Source organism: Streptomyces luteogriseus (assembly GCF_014205055.1).
Classification (GTDB): Bacteria; Actinomycetota; Actinomycetes; order Streptomycetales; family Streptomycetaceae; genus Streptomyces; species Streptomyces luteogriseus.
This window is the reverse complement of the sequence record NZ_JACHMS010000001.1, coordinates 964,848-984,968: the sequence shown is the minus strand read 5'-3', so window position 1 is coordinate 984,968 and position 20,121 is coordinate 964,848. Positions and strand designations below refer to the sequence as shown.

The 20,121-nt window shown below is 72.5% G+C and carries 19 protein-coding genes and 1 tRNA gene; 10 read left to right on the top strand and 10 right to left on the bottom strand.

The window, feature by feature from the left end; all coding sequences use genetic code 11:
* The first annotated feature begins 15 nt into the window (after positions 1–15).
* Complete coding sequence (locus tag BJ965_RS04500; RefSeq protein WP_184907459.1) at positions 16–789, top strand: sulfite exporter TauE/SafE family protein; 774 nt, start codon at positions 16–18, stop codon at positions 787–789.
* On the opposite strand, the gene BJ965_RS04495 is transcribed toward BJ965_RS04500, so the two are convergent.
* Positions 775–1,575: an HAD-IIA family hydrolase gene (locus tag BJ965_RS04495; RefSeq protein WP_184907458.1), complete on the bottom strand. Its 801-nt coding sequence runs from the start codon at positions 1,573–1,575 to the stop codon at positions 775–777. The two genes, BJ965_RS04500 and BJ965_RS04495, sit on opposite strands and share 15 nt — an antisense overlap.
* Before the next feature lie 146 nt (positions 1,576–1,721).
* Here BJ965_RS04495 and BJ965_RS04490 point away from each other — a divergent pair, with 146 nt between their 5' ends.
* Positions 1,722–2,462 (top strand): cobalt-precorrin-6A reductase, encoded by a 741-nt coding sequence (locus BJ965_RS04490; RefSeq protein WP_184907457.1) that lies wholly within the window; start codon positions 1,722–1,724, stop codon positions 2,460–2,462.
* A gap of 157 nt (positions 2,463–2,619) precedes the next feature.
* On the opposite strand, the gene cobF is transcribed toward BJ965_RS04490, so the two are convergent.
* Complete coding sequence (gene cobF, locus BJ965_RS04485; protein ID WP_184907456.1) at positions 2,620–3,390, bottom strand: precorrin-6A synthase (deacetylating); 771 nt, start codon at positions 3,388–3,390, stop codon at positions 2,620–2,622.
* A gap of 128 nt (positions 3,391–3,518) precedes the next feature.
* Positions 3,519–4,058 (bottom strand): DUF309 domain-containing protein, encoded by a 540-nt coding sequence (locus BJ965_RS04480; RefSeq protein WP_184907455.1) that lies wholly within the window; start codon positions 4,056–4,058, stop codon positions 3,519–3,521.
* A 98-nt stretch (positions 4,059–4,156) separates the two neighbouring features.
* Between BJ965_RS04480 and BJ965_RS04475 the strand changes: the two genes are divergently transcribed.
* The 3 genes from BJ965_RS04475 to BJ965_RS04465 all read left to right on the top strand — a co-directional run bounded on the left by BJ965_RS04475 (position 4,157) and on the right by BJ965_RS04465 (position 6,228).
* A tRNA-Pro gene (locus BJ965_RS04475) sits at positions 4,157–4,230 on the top strand.
* 134 nt (positions 4,231–4,364) lie between these two features.
* Complete coding sequence (locus BJ965_RS04470; protein ID WP_184907454.1) at positions 4,365–5,348, top strand: aldo/keto reductase; 984 nt, start codon at positions 4,365–4,367, stop codon at positions 5,346–5,348.
* Between the two features lie 55 nt (positions 5,349–5,403).
* Positions 5,404–6,228 carry a DUF427 domain-containing protein gene (locus tag BJ965_RS04465; protein ID WP_184907453.1) on the top strand — a complete coding sequence of 275 codons (825 nt, stop codon included), beginning with the start codon at positions 5,404–5,406 and terminating at the stop codon, positions 6,226–6,228.
* Here BJ965_RS04465 and BJ965_RS04460 read toward each other — a convergent pair.
* Complete coding sequence (locus tag BJ965_RS04460) at positions 6,194–6,922, bottom strand: TetR/AcrR family transcriptional regulator (RefSeq protein ID WP_184907452.1); 729 nt, start codon at positions 6,920–6,922, stop codon at positions 6,194–6,196. The two genes, BJ965_RS04465 and BJ965_RS04460, sit on opposite strands and share 35 nt — an antisense overlap.
* A 162-nt stretch (positions 6,923–7,084) precedes the next feature.
* Between BJ965_RS04460 and BJ965_RS04455 the strand changes: the two genes are divergently transcribed.
* Entirely contained in the window at positions 7,085–8,176 is a 1,092-nt protein-coding gene (locus BJ965_RS04455) for a phosphotransferase family protein (RefSeq protein WP_184907451.1), read from the top strand.
* A complete protein-coding gene (locus BJ965_RS40090) occupies positions 8,173–9,258 on the top strand; it encodes a GNAT family N-acetyltransferase (RefSeq protein ID WP_184907450.1) in 1,086 nt (361 codons plus the stop codon). Before BJ965_RS04455 ends, BJ965_RS40090 begins: the two co-directional genes overlap by 4 nt.
* A gap of 9 nt (positions 9,259–9,267) precedes the next feature.
* Here the strand turns inward: BJ965_RS40090 and BJ965_RS04445 are convergent, their stop codons facing one another.
* Entirely contained in the window at positions 9,268–10,113 is an 846-nt protein-coding gene (locus BJ965_RS04445) for an alkaline phosphatase family protein (protein WP_184907449.1), read from the bottom strand.
* Between the two features lie 222 nt (positions 10,114–10,335).
* Here BJ965_RS04445 and BJ965_RS04440 point away from each other — a divergent pair, with 222 nt between their 5' ends.
* From BJ965_RS04440 to BJ965_RS04430, 3 genes are read left to right on the top strand one after another with little or no spacing between them, the layout of a single operon-like run.
* Positions 10,336–12,165 carry a glycosyltransferase gene (locus tag BJ965_RS04440; protein ID WP_184907448.1) on the top strand — a complete coding sequence of 610 codons (1,830 nt, stop codon included), beginning with the start codon at positions 10,336–10,338 and terminating at the stop codon, positions 12,163–12,165.
* The gene (locus BJ965_RS04435; RefSeq protein ID WP_246545838.1) at positions 12,162–13,898 is read left to right on the top strand and encodes an NAD(P)-binding domain-containing protein; all 1,737 of its coding nucleotides are present in this window, start codon (positions 12,162–12,164) and stop codon (positions 13,896–13,898) included. The genes BJ965_RS04440 and BJ965_RS04435 overlap by 4 nt, the downstream gene beginning before the upstream one ends.
* A gap of 4 nt (positions 13,899–13,902) precedes the next feature.
* Complete coding sequence (locus BJ965_RS04430) at positions 13,903–14,718, top strand: glycoside hydrolase family 16 protein (RefSeq protein ID WP_184907447.1); 816 nt, start codon at positions 13,903–13,905, stop codon at positions 14,716–14,718.
* A gap of 7 nt (positions 14,719–14,725) precedes the next feature.
* Here the strand turns inward: BJ965_RS04430 and BJ965_RS04425 are convergent, their stop codons facing one another.
* The 5 genes from BJ965_RS04425 to BJ965_RS04405 are packed head-to-tail and all read right to left on the bottom strand — an operon-like array spanning position 14,726 to position 19,984.
* Complete coding sequence (locus BJ965_RS04425) at positions 14,726–15,550, bottom strand: polysaccharide deacetylase family protein (RefSeq protein ID WP_184907446.1); 825 nt, start codon at positions 15,548–15,550, stop codon at positions 14,726–14,728.
* Positions 15,547–16,527 (bottom strand): glycosyltransferase family 2 protein, encoded by a 981-nt coding sequence (locus tag BJ965_RS04420; protein WP_184907445.1) that lies wholly within the window; start codon positions 16,525–16,527, stop codon positions 15,547–15,549. The genes BJ965_RS04425 and BJ965_RS04420 overlap by 4 nt, the downstream gene beginning before the upstream one ends.
* A complete protein-coding gene (locus tag BJ965_RS04415) occupies positions 16,524–17,888 on the bottom strand; it encodes a lipopolysaccharide biosynthesis protein (RefSeq protein WP_184907444.1) in 1,365 nt (454 codons plus the stop codon). Before BJ965_RS04415 ends, BJ965_RS04420 begins: the two co-directional genes overlap by 4 nt.
* A 15-nt stretch (positions 17,889–17,903) precedes the next feature.
* On the bottom strand, positions 17,904–19,190 hold the full coding sequence (locus BJ965_RS04410) for a glycosyltransferase (RefSeq protein ID WP_184907443.1): 1,287 nt from the start codon (positions 19,188–19,190) through the stop codon (positions 17,904–17,906).
* Positions 19,187–19,984: a glycosyltransferase family 2 protein gene (locus BJ965_RS04405; RefSeq protein ID WP_184907442.1), complete on the bottom strand. Its 798-nt coding sequence runs from the start codon at positions 19,982–19,984 to the stop codon at positions 19,187–19,189. Before BJ965_RS04405 ends, BJ965_RS04410 begins: the two co-directional genes overlap by 4 nt.
* Positions 19,985–20,121: the final 137 nt, after the last annotated feature.

The following is a 20,121-nucleotide window of genomic DNA, read 5'->3' as shown; positions in this document are numbered from 1 at the left end:
AGCATCAGTGTTCGCATGAACACCATGACGCTCTGGCACATCACCGGCTGGGAGTTCGCCGCCCTCGCCCTCGCGGCCCTGCTCGTCGGCTTCTCCAAGACCGCCGTGAGCGGGGCCAACACGGTCAGCCTCGCCATCTTCGCCGCCGTGCTGCCCGCCCGCGCCTCCACCGGCGTGCTGCTTCCCATCCTGATCGCCGGGGACCTCCTGGCCGTCGCCACCTACCGGCGGCACGCCCACTGGCCCACGCTGTGGCGGCTGTTCCCGGCGGTCGCCGCGGGCGTCGTCGTGGGCACGGTGTTCCTGCTCTGGGCGGACGACGCGATCGTACGGACCTCGATCGGCGTGATCCTGCTGCTGATGGCCGCCGTGACGGTGTGGCGCCGGCGTACGGCCGACAAGGAGGAGGGACCGGAGTCGGTCACCACCCGCTCGGGCCGCCTCAAGGCCCGCTCCTACGGCGTCCTCGGCGGCTTCACCACCATGGTCGCCAACGCGGGCGGCCCCGTGATGTCGATGTACCTGCTCTCCGCGGGCTTCCGCAAGCTCGGCTTCCTCGGCACCTCGGCCTTCTTCTTCCTGATCGTCAACGTCTCCAAGCTGCCCTTCAGTGCGGGCCTCGGCCTGATCGACGGCCGCTCCCTGCTCCTCGACCTCGCGCTCGTGGCGTTCGTCGTGCCCGGTGCGCTGTTCGGCAAGTGGGCCGTGCACAGGATCAACCAGCGGCTGTTCGAGCAGCTCGTCATCGCGGCGACCGTCGTGGGCGGTCTGCAACTACTGCTGCGCTGACCCCCGCAGCAGCGCCGGAAGGTCCGCGAAGGAGTCGATCACATGGTCGGGCGTGCCGTCGGCGCTCCGCAGCGTCTCCGGCTGGAACTTCCCGGTCCGCACGAGTACGCCGGTGACCCCGGCCCGCTGGGCCGCCAGCACGTCGGACTCGACGTCGTCCCCGACCATCACCGCCTCCTCCGCACCGACGCCCAGCCGGGCGAGTGCCGACGCGAAGAACGCCCGCGCCGGCTTGCCGGTGATCTCGGCCTCCACCCGCGCGGCCCGCTCCAGCCCGGCCAGGAACGCCCCCGAGTCCAGCCGCAGCCCCTCGGCCGTACGCCAGTACAGGTTGCGGTGCATCGCCACCAGCCGGGCCCCTCGCTGCAGATGGCCGAAGGCCCGGTCGAGCGCCGCGTAGCCGAACTCGGGGCCGGCCCCGCCGACCAGGACGACATCCGGCACGGCCCCGGTGTCACCCGCGTCGACGACGGTGACACCGTCGAGGTCCTCCGCGATGTCGCCGCTGTTCAGCAGTGCGCACCGGGCGCCGGGACAGTGCTCGGCGAGATACGCGGCGGTGGCGGCGGGCGCGGTCAGGATGTCCTCGGCGGACACCGGGAACCCCGCCTCCGCCAGCGTCCGGGCGATCGACGCCCGGGTACGGGAGGTGGTGTTGGTGACCAGCAGCACACCGAACCCGGCCTCCCGGACCTCCCGCAACGCCTCGACGGTTCCGGGCAACGGCCGCCACGAGACGGTGAGCACCCCGTCGATGTCGATGAGCACGGCACGCACGGACTCCATGGCAGGACGATAACCACGTGGAGCGGCCTTCGCCGGTCGGCACCGTCGTGCTCCGGTTCTCCGGTCGGCGCCACCCGTCCCGCTGCCGTCAGCCGGTCGGCACCCGTCCCGGCGCCCTCCGCACCCGACCTCGTACGCTCGACGGCGTGTCCCCTCACGTCCTGATCCTCGGCGGCACGGCCGAGGCCCGAGCCCTGGCAGCCGCGCTGTGCGCGCGTCCCGGCGTGCGCGTCACGACGTCCCTCGCGGGGCGCGTGGCCAAGCCGGGGGCGCTCGACGGGGAGGTGCGCGTCGGAGGCTTCGGCGGGGTGCCCGGACTGGCCGGCTGGCTGCGGGAGGAGGGCGTGGACGCGCTCGTCGACGCCACACACCCCTTCGCCGAGTCGATCACGGCCAACGCGGCCCGCGCCGCGGCCGAGACCGGCGTACCCGCGGTGGTGCTCCGCCGCCCCGGGTGGCGTCCCGGCCCCCGGGACCAGTGGCATTCCGTCCCCTCACTGGAGGCGGCCGCGGACCTGCTGCCGCGCCTTGGCCGCCGGGTGCTGCTCACCACCGGGCGCCTCGGCCTGGCCTCCTTCGCCCACCATTCACACCTGCACTTCGTGGTGCGGTCGGTGGATCCCCCCGAGCCGCCGATGCCGACCGACACCCATGTGCTGCTCGCCCGTGGCCCGTTCACCGTCCCCGGCGAGACGGCCCTGCTGCGCGAGCACCGCGTCGACGTCCTGGTGACCAAGGACAGCGGGGGAGCGGCGACGGCGGCCAAACTGACCGCGGCCCGGGACCTCGGACTGCCGGTCGTGGTCGTACGGCGGCCGCCGCTGCCGGACGGCGTGACGGCCGTACCGGACGTGGCGGGCGTGCTGGAACGGCTGGGGCTCGGGTAGGCCGCTCACACCGATCCGGCCGTGAGGGACTTCTCCGGACTGTGCGGCAGCCCCTGGCTCAGGTCATCCACCAGCAGCCGTTTCGCGATCGCGTCGACCGCCACCCGCAGGTCGCTGTCCGCGGAACAGCCGATGTCCCGCCCCAGCCGGTGTCCCGTCAGTCGCGGGGGTTGCGGCGCAGCAGATATGTGTCCATGATCCAGCCCTTGCGCTCGCGGGCCTCGGCGCGCAGCCGCTCGATGCGGGGGGCGGCCTCGGCGATCGGGCCGGAGACGAGGATCTCGTCCGGGGTGCCGATGTAGGCGCCCCAGTAGATGTCGACGTCCTCCTGCGCGTACCGCCGGAAGGTCTGGTGGGCGTCGAGCATCACCACGACGTCGTCCACGCCCTCCGGGAAGCCCTCCGCCAGCCGACGGCCGGTGGTGATCTGCACGGGCCGCGCGACGCGGTTGAGGCCCGTGCGATGCCGGGCGACGAGCGCCGAGACGCTGCTGATGCCGGGCACGACGTCGTACGCGAACGCCACCGCGCCCCGCTCCAGCACCTCCTCCAGGATCCCGAGCGTGCTGTCGTACAGCGACGGGTCCCCCCACACCAGGAACGCGCCGGTCTGCTCCTCGCCGAGCTCCTCGGCGATCAGCCGCTCGTAGATGTCGGCCCGGGCGCTGCGCCAGTCTCCGACGGCGGGGGAGTAGGCCGAGCCGCCGGCGCTCCGGTCCCGCTCCGGGTCACGCGCCTCGACGACGCGGTACGTCCCCTCGGGAACATGCGCGTCGAGCATGTCCCGGCGGAGCCCGGTGAGGTCCGCCTTCACCTCGCCCTTCTCCAGGATGAAGAACACGTCCGTGCTCCGCAGCGCCCTGACCGCCTGGAGGGTGAGCTGGTCGGGGTCGCCCGCGCCGATACCGATGACATGAATCTTTCGCACGCCCCGAGTCTGCCGCACGAGGGTGCGGCCGGGTTCACCGCGGTCGGATCACCGGCCCCCCCCGGCCCGACCGCCGGATGACCGGCCGGGCCCCCGGATGACCGGCCGCCGGATGATCGACCCCCGGCTCAGCGCCCGGGTACCCCGCCCTTCAGCCGAGGCGCTCGCGCCTCCGCGTCCACCGCCCTGCCCTCCCGCTCCACGTCCCCGGCCAGATCCCGTGCCCACGCGGCCACGCTCGCCACGTCGATTCCGTGCGGCCGGGGCTGCCCGGACCCGGACACCCACGCCTCCGCAGCGCCCGCCCCGCGCCGCAGCAGCCGGGCCCCGCCCGTCAGATTGCCCCGGGCCGCATGCGTGAGCCCCACCGCGAGCTGGGCGAGGCCGCGCCACAGCTCGCGCTCCTCGTCGGGCCCCGACTTCCACGCGTCCTCGAAGACCTCGTGCGCGTGGAACGGCTTGCCCTCGTCCAGCAGCCGCTGCGCCTCCACCAGGGTCTCCTCCGGGGTGCGGACGACGCCCTCGGGCTGCCGGGGCACACCGTCCGCGTCGTACGGCAGGGGGCGGCCGAGCCCGTCCCGGGGCCGGGCGTTGCGCGCCCGCCCCTCACTGTCACGGTCCCGTGCGTCGCCCGGCCGGTCCGGGGAGGTCTCTCCAGTGCTGCCCATACGCCGATTGTCCCGCCCGGCCTGTTTTCGGCGCGGCCAGGGGTGTGGGGTAAGGTGCTGTTCGCGCGATCACGCGGTTCACCGCGGGTGGCGCGCACCGGGACGTGGCGCAGCTTGGTAGCGCACTTGACTGGGGGTCAAGGGGTCGCAGGTTCAAATCCTGTCGTCCCGACGGTGTGAAGGGTCTCGCAGGCCGATGTCTGCGGGGCCCTTTTCGTTGTGCGTGCGCCCTTGACCTCGAGAGCGCTCCAAGCCGTTGACTCCCTCCGAGCCCCGGAACCGGGGACCGACTTCGGGGAGCGACCCATGAAGTACCGCACGATCGGCACAAATCCCACGACCCGCCGCGAGGTGAGCGTCCTCGCGCTCGGCGCGATGCTCTTCGGTTCGGTGACGGACGAGGCGACGTCCTTCGCCCTGCTCGACCGCTACGTCGAAGCCGGCGGGAACTTCATCGACACGTCCGACAACTACGCCTTCTGGGCCGACGGCGGCCAGGGCGGCCAGAGCGAGGAACTCCTCGGCCGCTGGCGGCGCAGCCGCGGCGTCGGCGACGAGATCGTCATCGCCACCAAGCTCGGCGCCCGCCCCCTGGCCCCCGGCACCAGCTACGTCGACCACCCCGAGGGCCTGTCCGCGAAGGTGATCCGCGAGTCCGCCGACCGCAGCCGCGAGCGGATCGGCCTCGCGAAACTGGACCTGCTCTACGCGCACATCGAGGACCACGCCGTCCCGCTCCAGGAGACGGTCGAGGCCTTCGCCGCCCTGGTCGCCGACGGCACCGTCGGACTGCTCGGCGTGAGCAACCACGCGGCCTGGCGCGTGGAACGGGCCCGGGCCCTGGCCGCGGCGGCCGGACTGCCCGGCTACGAGGTCCTCCAGTACGCGCACACCCACCTGCGCCCCCGCAGCGACGTCCCCGACGCCCTCTTCCCGGACGGCAGCCTGGGCCACGCCGGCCCCGACCTGCTCGGCTACCTCAGGGCGGAGCCCGGCCTGACCCTGGTCGCGTACTCGCCGCTGCTCAAGGGCGCCTACACCCGGCCGGAGCGGCTGCCCGCGGACTTCGACCACCCCGGCACCCCGGCCCGGCTGGCGGTACTGCGCGACGTGGCCCGGGAGACGGGCGCGACCGTCAACCAGGTCGTGCTGGCCTGGCAGATCGGCGGCGAAACGCCCGTCCTGCCGCTGGCCGGGGTCTCCACGGTGGCCCAGCTGGAGGAGAACCTGGCGGCGGTGGACCTGGAGCTGACCCCGGAGCAGCGCGCCCGGCTGGACGCGGCGCACTGAGACCGTGGGACCGTGGAGGGGAACGGCAACCGGACCTCCGGAAGGAGCACCGGCCATGACCACCCACCCGGCCCACCCCGCCGCCCGCTCGATCCGCACCACCCCGGAAGGCCTGCTGTGGGAGCCCAGTGAGCGCTGGGTGCGCGGCCGCAAGGGCGACGTCACCGTCGTCGACAGCCGGCACCCGGTGCTCGTCTGGGAGCCCCACCTGCCCGTGCCGCAGTACGCCTTCCCCCGCACCGACGTCCGCACCGACCTCCTGCGCCCGGCCAAGAGCCCGCCCACGGGCACCCACACCGGCTCCCGGGTCTTCTACGACCTCGACGCCGAGGGCGAGGTGCGCGAGAACGCGGCCTGGACGTTCCCCGCCGACGATCTGGCCGGCCACATCTCCTTCGAGTGGTTCCTGCGCACCGACACGGGCCTCGACCACTGGTACGAGGAGGACGAGGAGATCTTCATCCACCCCCGTGACCCGCACAAACGCGTCGACGCGCTGCCGAGCAGCCGCCATGTGCGGATCGAGATCGACGGGCAGGTCGTCGCGGACAGCCACGAACCGGTCCTGCTCTTCGAGACCTCCCTGCCCACCCGGTACTACCTGCCGCGCGAGGACGTCCGCCTCGACCTGTTCGACCCCACCGGCCACCACACCGGATGCCCCTACAAGGGCACCGCCTCCTACTGGTCGTGGCGCGGCGGAGCCGACGTGCCGCCCAACCTCGTGTGGACCTACCCCGAGCCGCTGCCCGCGGTGGCGGTGATCCGGGGGCGCGTCGCCTTCTTCAACGAGGTCGTCGACATCACGGTGGACGGTGAGCGCCTGGAGCGGCCCGACACACCGTTCAGCCGGATGCTGCGGAGCCGGAGCCGCGCGTGAAGCTGTCGAGCAGGGCGTCAAGACCGGCCGCGAGGCCCTCCGGACCGCCCTGCTCGGCCAAAGCGGCGGCCGTCTCCCGCAATGTCGGCAGCTCCTTCGCGGACAGCCGGTGCAGTCCGAGGCGGAAGGCCGGGTCGGTCTCCTCCGGGTTGTCCACCATCGGGCGCAGTTCCACGGACACATAGCCCAGCAGCCAGGCCGTGAAGGCGCGGAACACGTCGGCCACGGTCGGCTCGTCGAAGCCGGCCCTCCGCAGCAGGGTCAGCACCCTTTCGTGATCCCGCAGGACCGCGGCGGGCCTGCGGGCCAGCGGGACCGCCAGCAGACGCGTGGCGAGCAGCGGTACCGCCTGCGGATGCGTGAGGCACACGGCGTAGGTCGCACGGGCGATCCGGTGCAGCCCGGCCCGCCAGTCGGAGTCCTTGTCGCCGTCGGCGGCCAGCCGCTCCTCCAGCTCCAGGTACAGCGCCTCGACCAGCCCGTCCAGCAGGGAGTCCTTGCTCGCCGCGTACCGGTAGAGCGCCATGGCCTCCACGCCTAGCTCGGTGCCGAGACGGCGCATGCTCAGGGCGGAGAGGCCCTCACGGTCGACCAGCTCCAGCGCGGTGGCCAGCACCCGCTCCCGGTTCAGCCGGCCGTAGCGGCCGCGGTCGCTGGCGCGGCGTGCTTCGCGTGGCCCACGGCCGTTCGCCATGCTGCCTCCTCGGTGTGCGCAAGGACGGAGCCGGCGAAGCCGGCCCTTGTACGACGTACACATACACGATCCGCGCCGAGTCGCACCTCAGCCGAGCTGCACTGAAGATGAAAGGAGATGATATGGGGCCATTCGTGCGCATCTGGCGGAAAGGAGTGCCGGATGACGTTCACCGAGGAGCTGAGGGGCCTTCTCCCTCTGCGGCCCGCCCCTCTCCTGACGCGTCCCGTAGACGCGCTGGCGGCACGCCGGCTCACGGCCTCCCTCGGCGCAGACGGTGACCCGCACCGGCCCCGGCGGACCTTCTCCGATCTCCTCGTCTTCCGGCTCGACGACGGCGCCACGCAGGCCGCCGTGGTCAAGCACGCCCGCAGCGCCCGCGCGACCGCCTCGCTGGCGCACGAGTGCGAGGCCGTGCGGCAGCTGGCCCGGGACGAGCGCCTCGGCGCGTGGCGGCGGCTGCTTCCCGTGGTGGAGGAACGGCGCCTGGACGGGCCGCTGCCGCTGCTGGTGGAGTCCTGCCTGCCCGGCGTGGAGGCCGACGTGTTGCTGCGGCGCTCGCCGGAGCTGGCCCGCCGGGTCACCCGGTCCGCCCTCGAGACGATCCGTGAGCTGCATCGCGCCACCGGGCGGACCCAGGAGGCGACGGGCCGGGTGGCCGAATGGGTGAAGCCCCGGCTGGCCGTCCTCGCCGAGGAGGTCGGCTGGTGCCGCCACGGGGAGGGTGCGCGGGCCCTGGTGGCCCTGCGCGAACGGGTGGAGCGCGACCTGGCCGGACGCCACCTGCTGGTGGGGTGGACGCACGGCGACTACCACCCCGGCAACGTGCTGCTGTCGGAGCACCGGGGGGACCTGTCCGGGGTGATCGACTGGGCGGGCGCGGTCCCGGACGGTCCCTCCCTGCTCGACTGCCACACCTTCGTGCTGACCATGCGCCACCAGCTCGCGGGGCGGGAGTTCGGCGGCGTCGTCGCCGATGTGGTGCGGCGGGCCTCTCTCCTGCCCGGGGACCGGCGGCTGCTCGCCGACGTGCGGGCCCTGCCCTCAGGGCGCCGGGCGGAAACGGCCGTGACGCTGCTGACCTGGCTGTGGCATGTCGCGGGGAACCTGGAGAAGTCGGCCCGCTACGCGCGCAGCCACCGATGGGTCGCCGACAACGTCGTGGCCGTGCTCGGGGAGGTACTGGCGCGCGAGGGTGAGGAGCCCGCCCGAGAAGCGGCACAGAGCGCACGCTCCCGTGGGAGAAGGTCGTGAACACACCCGCTGAACTGCTGATCGACACAGCCGCCGGTCCCGCGCACGTCACCACCCCGGCCCCCCGCGGGACCTGGTGGGACCTGGCCGCGCGGGACCCGGACACCAGCGTCACCCAGACCCCCACCTGGCTCGACTGCCTGTGCGAGACCGGGCCGTACCGGGACGCCAGCCGGCTCTACGTGTTCCCCGACGGCGGCCGGATCGTCCTGCCCCTCGTCAACAGGGGGCGGCGCCCCCGGCAACTGGACGCGGAGGAGTCCTGGCCGGCCGGCTGGGGCATCGGCGGGCCGCTGACCCCCGGGGATGTGACCCCCGAGCAGGCGCGGGCGCTCTTCGACGACCTGGCACACCGGCCCGCCCTGCGCGTCGGGGTGCGCTTCCGGCCGCAGGGCGCCGAGTTGTGGCAGCGGGCCGCCCCCGCGACCTTCCGGCTGGAACCCCACATGACACAGGCGGTGGACCTCGACGGCGGCTTCGGCACCCTGTGGCAGGACCGTTTCCACTCCCGGGTGCGGCGGGACGTCAGACGTGCCGAGAAGGCGCACGTCGACGTGGAGGTGGACCGCACCGGCCGGCTCGTTCCCGTCTTCCAGGAGCTGTACGAGCAGTCCATCGAGCGCTGGGCCGCACAGCAGCACGAGCCGCTGGCGCTGGCCCGGTGGCGCAGGAGACGGGAGTTCCCCACCGGGCGGCTGGCGGCGGTGGCCGCGCGGTTCGGCGCGTCCTGCGCGGTCTGGGTGGCCTGGAACGCCGGGGAGCCCGCCGCGTCCATCGTCGTCCTGCGGCACGGCCCGCACGCCAAGTTCTGGCGGGCCGCGATGAACCGCGACGTGGCCCATCCGGTCCGGGCGACCCCGCTGCTGTACCGGCTGGCCATCGAGGAGGCATGCGAGCAGGGCTGCCGGATCTTCGACTTGGGGGAGTCCGCCCCCGGCTCCTCGCTGGAGCACTTCAAGGCGGGCTTCGGGGCCGAGAGCCGCCCCTCCCCCCGGTACTGGCGGGAACGGCTGCCCGTCTCCACGGTCGAGCGCGTCCTGCGCACGGCCGTCAAGCGGGCGATCCGGTTCCAGGACGCCTGACGGGGCCGGTCAGCCGCCGCCCTTGAAGATGTCCAGGGGCTCGGCCTCGGAGCTGTGGCCGAGCGGACCGAGGTCGTAGGCGTCCAGGATCGTGCGCAACAGCCCGTACAGGTTGTTGGGCTGGTCGTGGTCGCCCGGCTCCACCTGCTCGCCCACGACGACGGTCGGGATGTGGTTGTCCTCGTCCTCGCCGCCCTCGTCCTCGTCCCAGGTGACCACCAGCAGGCTGTTGTTGGTCATCGCCCAGTCCGCGTAGTCCCCGAGGTTCTCCCGCAGCCAGGCGTCGCCCCGCTTGATACCGCCGTCGTGCATGTCGTTGTCGAGGTTCGGGATGACGAAGGAGACCTCCGGCAGATCCGAGAAGTCCTCCGGGAAGTCCGTCCACGGGCGGTTGACGGAGTTCGGCAGGTTGGTGAAGTTCACCCACGGTGTGTGCCGGCGCACGTAGGGGCCGCTCGTGCAGCCCTTGAAGCCGACGCTCGGCAGGCTCTCCGCGTAGCCGGTGAACCTCAGGTCGGCCTGCAGCAGCTGGGAGGCGAGGTTGCGGGAGGAGAAGTCGTTCGGGCAGTCGTTGTCGACGCCCTGCGTGGAACCGGAGAACAGGGCCAGGTAGTTCGGCTGGCTCGGATAGGTGATGGCGAAGAACTGGGTGAGATTGGCGCCCTTGCGGGCCAGTTCGTTGAGGAACGGGGCCTCGGGCGAGCCGATGATGTCCTCGTAGCCCCGGTTCTCCTCGACGACGATCACGATGTGGTCCGGCCGGGGGACGCCGCCGCCCCGGTCCGATGAGTTGCAGGCCGCCAGCGGGAGGAGCACCGCCAGAGCGGCGCAGGCAGCGACGAGCGACTTCCGCATGCGGTGCACCGGCCGGAACGGCGTCCTCACTCGTGATGTCACTGCTCTCCCCTGACGCTCGGTTCAGCCGCGCTGCCGGTCGCCACAAACGGCAGTAACGTAATTTTTAGCACTTATGCCGCATATTGGTCGGCATGGATCGCTGGTGTGTGCCGATGGAGGAAGCGCCGCGGATGGCGCTCTTGGCCCGGTCGTCGCACCCGCTGTGCGGGAGGCATATCCATGGGCAAGCGTTCGCCGCTGACGATCGGTCAGTGGCCGCCGCGTGCTCCCCTGGAGACGCGGCGACCCGATGGAACGACGGTCGGGCCGTCGGGCCGGCGGCGCACGACGGCACTGCAGTGGGCGGCCCGGGCCGCCCTGCCCGTCGCGCTCGTCCTGTGGCTGCTCTCCCTGCGCCACGTGAATCTGAACGCCATGACCGACCTGGGCCTGCTCCAGGTGCTTCCGGTGCTCTTCTGGGCCGCCCTCGGGCTGCTCGCCGTCGGCTTCTGCGTGGCTCTGTCCGACCGGCGGACCCGGGGCGGCTGGTTCGCCGCCTACGTCCTCGGTCTGATCGCGATCCTGCACGCCACCCCCGCGCTGCTGTACCCGACCCTGCGCTACGGATGGGCGTGGAAGCACGTCGCCGTCGTGGACGCCATGATCCGCAACGGCGGCAGCGTGCCCGGTGCGGAGAAACTCGACGTCTACGACCAGTGGCCGGGCTTCTTCCACCTCAACGCCCTGGTGGTGCAGGCCACCGGCCTGGAGTCGTCACTCGGCTACGCGGTGTGGGCTCCGCCCGTCAACAACGTGCTGCTGCTCGCCCCGCTGCTGCTGATCTACCGGGCCGTGACCACGAACCGGAGGCTGATCTGGGGAGCCGTCTGGATCTTCTACTCCTGCTCGTGGGTCGGGCAGGACTACTTCGCGCCGCAGGCGTTCGCGTTCCTGCTCTTCGTCACCCTGATCGCCCTCCTGACGGGACAGCTGCGGGCCTTCGCCGAGCGGCCACCGGGCGACAAGGCCAGAGCCTGGCCCGTCGGCAGATTCCTGCTCGTCGTGCTGATCATGGGCGTGATCGTCTGCTCGCACCCGCTGACTCCGCTGATGATGGTCAGCGCCCTGGTCGCCCTGTCCCTGCCGCGCCGCAACCGACGGGTGCTGCTGCCGGTACTGGGGGCCGGGGTGCTGCTGACCGTGATCTGGGACGCCACCGTCGCGCGACCGTTCGTCTCGGCCAACCTGAGCGAGTTCGTCGGCGCGCTGCTGAAGCCGGACTCCAACGTGGTCTCCGGGCTGGCGACCCTGGGTACGGCCGCGCCCGGGCAGGTGATGGTCTCCTGGATCGACCGCGGCCTGTCCGCCGCGGTGTTCCTGCTGGCGGCCCTCGCCTTCGTCAGGCGCCGCTGGACCCGCCGTACCGGCATGCCGCTGCTCGTCCTGGCCCCCATGCCGGTCCTGATCGCGAACTCCTACGGCGGCGAGATGATCTTCCGCGCCTACCTGTTCGCGCTGCCCGCCGCCGCCCTGCTCATCTCGGCCCTGCTGTTCGAGTCCCGAAGACACCCACGGCTGCGCGTGTTCCTGGTCGCCCCGCTGCTGCTGGCGATGCTCGGCGGGCTGCTCTTCGGCTACTACGGCAAGGAGTCGGCCAACTACTTCACCAAGGAGGAGGTGGCGGCCACCCACTTCGTCACGGCCACCACGCCTCCCGGGTCCCTCATCGTCTCCCTCACGTCGGACGTGCCCGGCCTGGAGATGAACTACGACAAGCATCCGCGGATCCAGCTCAACGAACAGGACCTCAAGGTCCGTCAGCGGCTCGTCGAGAACCCGATCGAAGGGCTGGACCCGTTCATCGACGGTGCCACCGTGCGCGAACCGGCCTACATCGTGCTGAGCCGCGCCCAGGCCGCCGAGTGCTACCTCAACGGGTCCCTGCCCGCCGACACCATGCGGCGCATGGACAAGGCCATGTCGGAGACCTGGGGCTTCGTGCGGGTGTTCCGCAACGAGGACGCCGTGGTGTTCCGCTACCAGAACCCCGACGCGGGAGAGGCGCCATGACCACGCTCCCCATGAGCCTCCCCGGACGCTGGAGATGGCCGTCGCGCATCGCGCTCGCGCTGTCCGGCTGGCTCGCGCTCGCCGCGACCCTGGCCCTGCCCGACGCGGGCGTCGTGCGCATGCTGGTCGTCTGTGTGTTCCTGCTGCTGTGCCCGGGAGCGGCGGCCACCCGGTGGGCCAAGCCCACGCCCTGGCACGGGAAGGGCTGGCCCCTCGTCGTGGAGACCGCGTTCCTCGCCGTGCTGCTCAGCCTGTGCCTGGCGGTCCTCGCGGTGGAGCCGTTCTACCTCACCGGAACCTTCACCAGCACGCGCGTGATCATCACCCTCGCGGCCTTGACGTCGCTCCTGGCGCTGCTGCCCCCACCGGGCGGTCGCCGGCCCGGCGCGCGGCCCACCGACCCCGACGACGCGCCGCCGGTCCCCGGCACTCGGCCCGCCCCGACGACGGACATCCGGCACGAGCCGGGCACCAGGGCAGGGACGGCACCCCGCACCCCGCACGCGCGGCCACGGAGCCCCGGCCCGCCGAGCGACCGGGTCACCATCGCCGTCGTCGGAGCCGGGCCCTACGGCCTGGCCTCCGCCTGCCACTTGCAAGCAGCCCGAGTCCCCCTACGGGTCTTCGGGCAGACGATGGAGTCGTGGCGGGCCCACATGCCCGAGGGCATGTTCCTGCAGACCGTCCCGGCCGCCTCGGCGATCGCGACACCGCGGCATGGTCACGCCCTCGCGGACTTCCGTGCGGCCCGAGGGCTGGCCGGGGCCGACGACCACCGCCCGGTTCCGCTGGCCGAGTACATCGACTACGGGCGCTGGTTCCAGGAGCACCTGGTGCCCGAACTGGAGCCGTGCCGGGTGCGCCGGATCAGTTCCGCGGAGGGCGGTTTCCGGCTGCTCCTCGACACGGGTGAGGAACTCCTCGCCGCCTCCGTGGTGCTCGCCACCGGTGCGGTGCCCTACGCCTACGTCCCCCGGGCGTTGCGGGCGTGCGTCGAGGAAGGGCTCGCCTCGCACACCAGCCGTCACCGGGATCTGCGTCGTTTCGCCGGTGAGCGCGTGGCCGTCCTCGGGGCCGGGCAGTCCGCCCTCGAGTGCGCGACCCTGCTGCACGAGACCCGGGCCCGGCCCACCGTGGTGGCCCGCACCTCGGCTGTGCTCTTCGACCCCCCGCCGCCGAACGGCTCGGGTGAGCGCTCCCGGCGGCCGGGACCCGGCTCGCCGCTCGGGCGTGGACGCCCGCTGCTGGGCGCCGTCAGCCGGAGCGGGGCGGCCTGCCACCGCCTCCCCGCGCCGCTGCGCATGGAGTTGCTGCGCGCCGTCCCGCGGCCGTCCGGCGCCTGGTGGCTGAAAGAGAGGGCGGCCGGCCGGTTCCCGGTGCTGTGCGGCCGCACGCTGGTCGCCGCCGAGCCGGGGTACGGGGTGGTCCGGCTGCGGCTGCTCGACGAGCACGGCTGGCCGGAGGACATCGTGGTCGACCACGTCCTGGCCGCCACCGGCTACCGGGTCGACATCCGTCGCCTGGACGTCCTCGATCCGGGCCTGCGGCAGTCGCTGCGGGTCTTCGCCGGAGCACCGGTGCTGACCCCCGGGTTCGAGTCGTCGGCGCCCGGCCTGTACTTCACCGGGCTCGCGGCCGCCCCGAGTTTCGGGCCGCTGCTGCGGTTCGTCACCGGCACCGGCTTCGCCGCCCGCCGTCTCACCGCCGCCGTGACGGCCGGGAAGCGGCGGTAGCCCCGTGCGCGCGCGACGGCTGCGCCCCGCCCTGGCCGCCTTGGCACTGGTGCTGGCGGTGGGCTGCGGCGCCACCGAGCCGGACGGGCCGCCGCCCCGACCGGTGCCGCAGGGCTGGAAGATGACGTTCCACGACGAGTTCGACGGCTCGGAACTCGACACCGACCGATGGGCCACCTGTTACGACTGGAACCAGGACGGCTGCACCAACAGCGGCAACGACGAGGAGCAGTGGTACCTGCCCGGCCAGGTGTCCGTCCGCGACGGCCTGCTCAGCCTGAACGCCGAGCGGCGCGAGACACGGGGCAGCGACGACAAGACCTACCCCTGGCGGTCCGGCATGATCTCGACCGGCCGGGACGACTGGTACGGCGACCCCCGGCACGTCTTCACCTACGGATACTTCGAGGCGTCGATCCGCATCCCCGAACAGGCGGGCATGTTCCCGGCGTTCTGGATGATGCCGGCGTCCAAATTCACGCCCCCGGAGCTCGACATCATGGAGTTCCTCGGAGGCACCGACCGGGTCTTCATGTACACGCACTGGCGTGGCCCGGACGGTGACCAGCGGGCCCGCGGCACCTACGGCCCCGTCCCGTTCGCCGAGGAACAGCACGTCTACGGCATGCTCTGGACCCCCGACGAGGTGAGCTGGTACGTCGACGGGGTCGAGCGCTTCCGGGTCACCGAGCCCGAGCGTGTGCCGCATGTGCCCATGGAGATCCTGGTCAATCTGGCCGTCGGGGTTCCGGAATCGCCGCCCACGTCGGTGGACTCGGCCCGGATGACGGTGGACTGGGTGCGCGTCTGGCAGGAGTGACGGGCCGTCAGCGGGCGGATGTGGGCAGAGACGGGTAGGGGTGGTCGATGCCGGCCCGCAGCCGCCGGTAGCCTCGCCAAGCCCTGGTCCTGGCCCGCTCGGGGAACGGGGCCACGGGTGCGCCCGAGCCCTGTGCCCAGGCCAGGAAGCGACCGCGGGTGGTGTCGGCGCGCACCATCAGCCGGGCGATGCGCAGAGGCTCGTCCGCGCCGGAGCTGAAGCCGTACCGTACGGCCGTCGCAGAGGTCCAGCCCGCCTCGTCCACCAGCCGGCGGACCGTGCGGCTGGAGTAGCCGTGGGGATAGGCGAATGCGTCGACCCGGTGTCCGAGGGCGTCCTCCAGACGGATCTTGCAGCCCCGGATCTCCTCGCGGGCGGACTGCCGGGGGAGGGCGTCCAGTTGGGGATGGGTCCGGGTGTGGCCGCCGATCTCGACGAACGGGTCCAGCTCCCGGACCTGACGCCAGGTCAGCATCGGGGCGGGAGGGAGGAGGCTGCCGTGTTCCGGTGGCCAGGACAGGCCGCCCAGCGCGCCCGTGGTGACGTAGAGGGTCGAGGGAAGGCCCCGGGCGGCGAGCAGTGGCATCACGGTGGAGTGGAAGTCGGCGAAACCGTCGTCGAAGGTCAGCACCGCCGACCGGGGCGGCAGCGGCGGTCCGCCCCGCAACGAGGCGACCAGACGCCGCAGCGGGACGACGTCGAGCCCGTTCTCCGCGAGCAGGTCGAGCTGCTCGGCGAAGACCCGCGGGCTCACCGTGAAGGGGGCGATCCAGGGGGGCGGGTCCGCGGACACCGAGTGGTACAGGAACACGGGGACGGGCTGGTACGTCATGCCGGGCGCTCCCTCGCAGGTGTGCGCTGGGCCGATGCCGTGCCGGCGGGGGACGTGGTGCGCCGGGCCCGCACGGAGCCCACGGCGTAGCCCGCGGCGGTGGCGCCGACCCCGAGGGTCAGGGCGAGGACCGTGTGAGCCGGGGCGGGACGGCCGCGCCGCAGGGCCTCGCGGTAGGCGTGCGGGATGGTCGAGGTGAGGTACGTACGCTCGCTGGACAACGCTGCCGCGCCCTCGCTGTAGCGGGCGACCAGCGCTTTGGAGAGTCCCTCGGCGTAGCAGCGCGAGCGGAAGTACGACCAGGTGGCGCGCGCGGCGGGGACGTGGTGCCGGACGGCGGCCGAGGGGTCGTGGAGCAGCAGGGCGTCCGGGCGGCGGGACCTGATGCGCAGGCACAGTTCGGTCTCCTCGCAGCCCAGGGGCCGGGTGCCCACCCGCCCCAGGTCGGTGCGGAAACCGCCGGCTGCCTGGAGCTCCTCCCTACGGAAGGACATGTTGGCACCGATGAAGTTGCGGATCGGCGCGAGCTCCTCCGGCAGACCGCGGTACGAGCAGCCGACCACCCAGTCGAACTCCGGTGGGAACCAGGCCGGCCGATCCGTTTCCCACCAGGGGACGACGAGCCCGCCGACACCGGCGACCCGCGGGTCGCGGTAGTGGGCCAGGAGGCGGGCCGCCCACGACGGATGGGCCGTCGCGTCGTCGTCGAGGAACGCCACCACGTCCCCGACGGCCGCCTCTACTCCGGTGTTCCGGGCACCGGACAGGCCCTTGCGATGGCGGTTGGGCAGCACGCGGACGCCGTGCAGCAGGCGGGGGGCGAGCCGCTGGAGCTCCGGGCAGTGGTCGACGACCAGTACGACCTCGTCGGGCGGACGGCGCTGGGCGTGGACCGAGGTGATGGCGGCCTGGATGTCCTCCCAGCGGTCCATCGTGTAGGCACACACGACGACCGACAGGCTCGGTGTGGTGTTCATGAGGTCCTCCCGGAGCCGGTGACGTCCTCCGCGGAAGCGGAAGTGAGCCAGCCGGAGCGCCATATCAGCAGGGGCGTTGCGATCAGGCACTCCGCCGCCAGCCAGGCGATTCCCGCGCCCGTCACCCCGAACACCGGCAGCAGCAGGTGCACCAGGCCCAGCACCAGCACGCACAGAGCGATCTGCAACCCGACCACCAGGCGCATGCGGCGGCGGGCCCGCAGCACGTCCACGGCCACGCTGAACACCAGGTTGGGCAGTGCGGACAGGGCCAGCAGACGCAACAGGGTGGTGCCGTGCTCGGCGTAGCCGGGTCCGAAGAGCCGCAGGATCCACGGGGCCCCGGCGACGATCACGATGACACCCGCGACCAGCAGCATCCCGGAGTGGCGCAGCACCCGCACCCCGTGCTCGGTGAGCCGTTCGGGCCGGCGCACCACCTCGACGACCAGCGAGCTGCCCATGTTGCGCACCACCAGGAACAGCACGTAGCCGATGATCCAGGCGAGCGAGAAGTAGGCGCTCTGCTTTGCCCCGAGGACGTTCAGCACCATCAGGGGCACGAGGGTGTAGGCGGCCATCCGGAACAGCGAGCCCGTGTAGTCGGCCGCCGCGTAGCTCTTCAGCCGAGGCGGGCGCACGGTCTCGGGGTTCTCCCGCTCGTGGCGCGGCACCGCCCGCCTCAGCAGCAGGTAGTTGGCGACGAGGAGGGAGACCAGCAGGGCTCCCGCCCAGGACAGCAGGATCCCGGTCTTCAGGGCCAGGACGGCACCGCCGGCCAGCAGCGCGATCTTGACGAAGGCGAAGACCATGTTCTCCGCCACCACCCAGCCCGGGCGGCGCATCGCCGTGAGCGCGCCGTCCTGGAGGACGAAGATGGTGTACGCGGCCGTCGCCGCCACGAACCAGGCCGCGACCAGGGGGTCCCGCAGGAAGGCCAGGTCGGGTGACAGGGCGGGCACGACGAGGACGAAGAGGAGGCAGACCAGGGCGCTCCACGAGGCGGTCACCGCGTAGCAGGTGAGCAGCAGTTTGCGGGTCTGGCGCCCCGAGCACGGCAGGAACCGGATCAGGAAGTCGTTGAGGTTGAGCTGGCCGATGTTGGCCAGCAGCAGGGACGCGGACAGGGCGGAGTAACTCACGCCCACGACCTCGTCGTCGTACCAATGGGTGGCGAACAGCCAGAAGATCGCGCCGACTCCCGCGTTGACCAGGGAACTGATCGCCAGCAGATGGCCGTTGCGGACAAGGGGCTCGCTGGGCAGGACACGGGCGATCCCGGTGCGTACCGCCGCGGTCAGCGAACGACCCCGGCCGGATGGGCCCGTGGCCTGCGGCGCTTCGGCTGTTTCCTGGGACACGAACACGGTCTCTCCTCAGCCCGGGCCGCGGACGGCGTGGTTCCGGCGGCGGCTGCGCAGATATCCGAACGGCCCGTACAGCAGCCCGCGCAGCTCCAGGCGCGCGAGCCGTCGGGACCGCGCGCTGTCCGCCTGCGCCTTGCGGTGGGTCTGGGCGACGGCGTACCGGATGCCCCGGGGCAGCCTGCGCAGCAGGGCCGGGATCATGCGCGGATCGCGTGCCAGGGCGCCGGTGAGATAGGCACCCAGCCCTGCCCCATAGCCGAACGCCTGGGCGTCCAGGGCGTCCTGGGTGCGGCGGTGGCGGTGCCAGACGATCGCGCCGGGCTGGTAGGCCAGGGTGTGACCGGTTGTCAGGACCCGGAAGAAGGCGAGCAGGTCGTCGCCACCGCGGGCCGGTGTCCCGGTGCCGGTGGCCGGGTCGAATCCGCCCAGCTCGCGCAGCGTGCCGGTCCGGAACGCCATGTTGGTGCCGGAGCCGAAGCGTCCCGCCGTGAAGGGGAACAGTGGGTCCTGCGGGGGGTGGCGCAGGGACCAGGTGCGCGGCGCGAAGCCCTTGGCGAAGCCGCCGTGCCGCTCCAGTGCCGCCTGGGCCGCGGTCTCCAGCTCGGCCGGGACGATGAGCCCCGTCACACAGCCGACGCCGGGGTCCTGGGCGAAACCCTCGGCGAGCGCGGCGAGCCAGCCCGGGTCGACCAGGGTGTCGTCGTCGGTGAAGGCGGCGATCTCGCCGCGGGCGGCGGCCAGACCCCGGTTGTGCGCGTGGGCCAGGCCCGCCATCGGCTCGAGGACGTAGCGGACCCGGTCCCCGTACGCGTCGCGGACCAGCCGCTCGGCGGTGTCGTCCGCCGGGGCGTTGTCCACGACGATCACCTCGAAGTCCTGGTACTCCACCCGCAGCAGGGTGTCCAGGCACCTTCGGAGCATGTCCGGCCGGTTGTGCGTCGCGATGATCACGCTGATGGACGGCGGGACGACCGAGGTGCCCCGGGCGGGGGTTCCCGCGCGCGGAAGCAGGAACCGCCGCCGGGCCGTGCCGGCCACGGACCGCCACAGATCCTCGGGCGTGCCGTCCGGCCGGCCGCCCGCCGTGACCAGACCCACGGGGCGGCCGCGCAGCCGCACCAGGGCCAGCACCGGCGCGGCCGGACGAACCGGGCCCGGGCCTGCGGGCGGACGGAACTCGTACGGCCGCGTCAGATCGATGTCGACGACCCGGATCGGTGTGTACACGGGCCCGGCCGGACCTGGATCCACCGCCGGAGGGCGGGGTGCGAACGCCGGACGCCGGGTGACGCTCATGCCGCGCTCCCGCCGGTGCGCGCGGCGGTGCGGGCCCCGGGCCGTTCGGACAGCAGCGTGCGCAGCACCCGGCGGCCGTCGGAGACGGCGTGCAGGTTGGAACGCCCGCTGCGCCGGGGCAGTTCGAGGCTCGGGACCTCGGCGATGCGCAGGCCCGAACGCAGGGCGTGGGCGATCATCTCGGTCTCGATCTCGAACCCCGTGGAGTGCAGGTCGAGGTCGTCCAGGAAGTCGCGGCGGAAGGCGCAGAACCCGTAGCAGAGGTCCGTCAGCTTGGCGTCGTAGAGGCGGTTCACGGCGGCCAGCAGTACCTGGTTGCCGAGCCGCCGGATGCGGGTGATGTCCAGTGAGCCGCCGCCCGCGATGAACCTCGAACCCTTGACGAAGTCGAAGCCGTTGTCGAGGAAGTGCAGGTAGTGCGGGATTTCCCCGGGAAGCATGCTGCCGTCGGCGTCCATCATCACGATGTGGTCGCCGGTCGCCGAAAGGAAGCCGGTGCGCAGGGCGTTGCCCTTGCCCGGGCCGTTCTGCTCGACATGACGGACGGTCGGCAGGCACCGGGTCGCCATGTGCACCGTGGCGTCGACGGAGTCCCCGTCGACCAGGATGACCTCGTCGACGCAGTCCGGTATCTGCTCGAAGACCCAAGGGATGTTGCGGGCCTCGTTGCGGGCGGGGACGACCAGGCTCACGGTGGCGCGGGGCGGTGGGCGGTCCCCGGCCCGGCGCATGGGGTGCACGGAGCCGTTGACGTGGGAGGTGGGGAGCTCGGGGAGCTGATGAGTGTGGTTCATGATGCCGATATCTCCGCGTGCGGCGCCTTGAGGATGACGCCATATATTTACGGTGTATACGTACATCTTGCCCCATTTGTTCCTGAGGTCAAGGGTGGTCCTGGTTCGACCGGCGTATCGTGAGAAGTGGCAAAGTG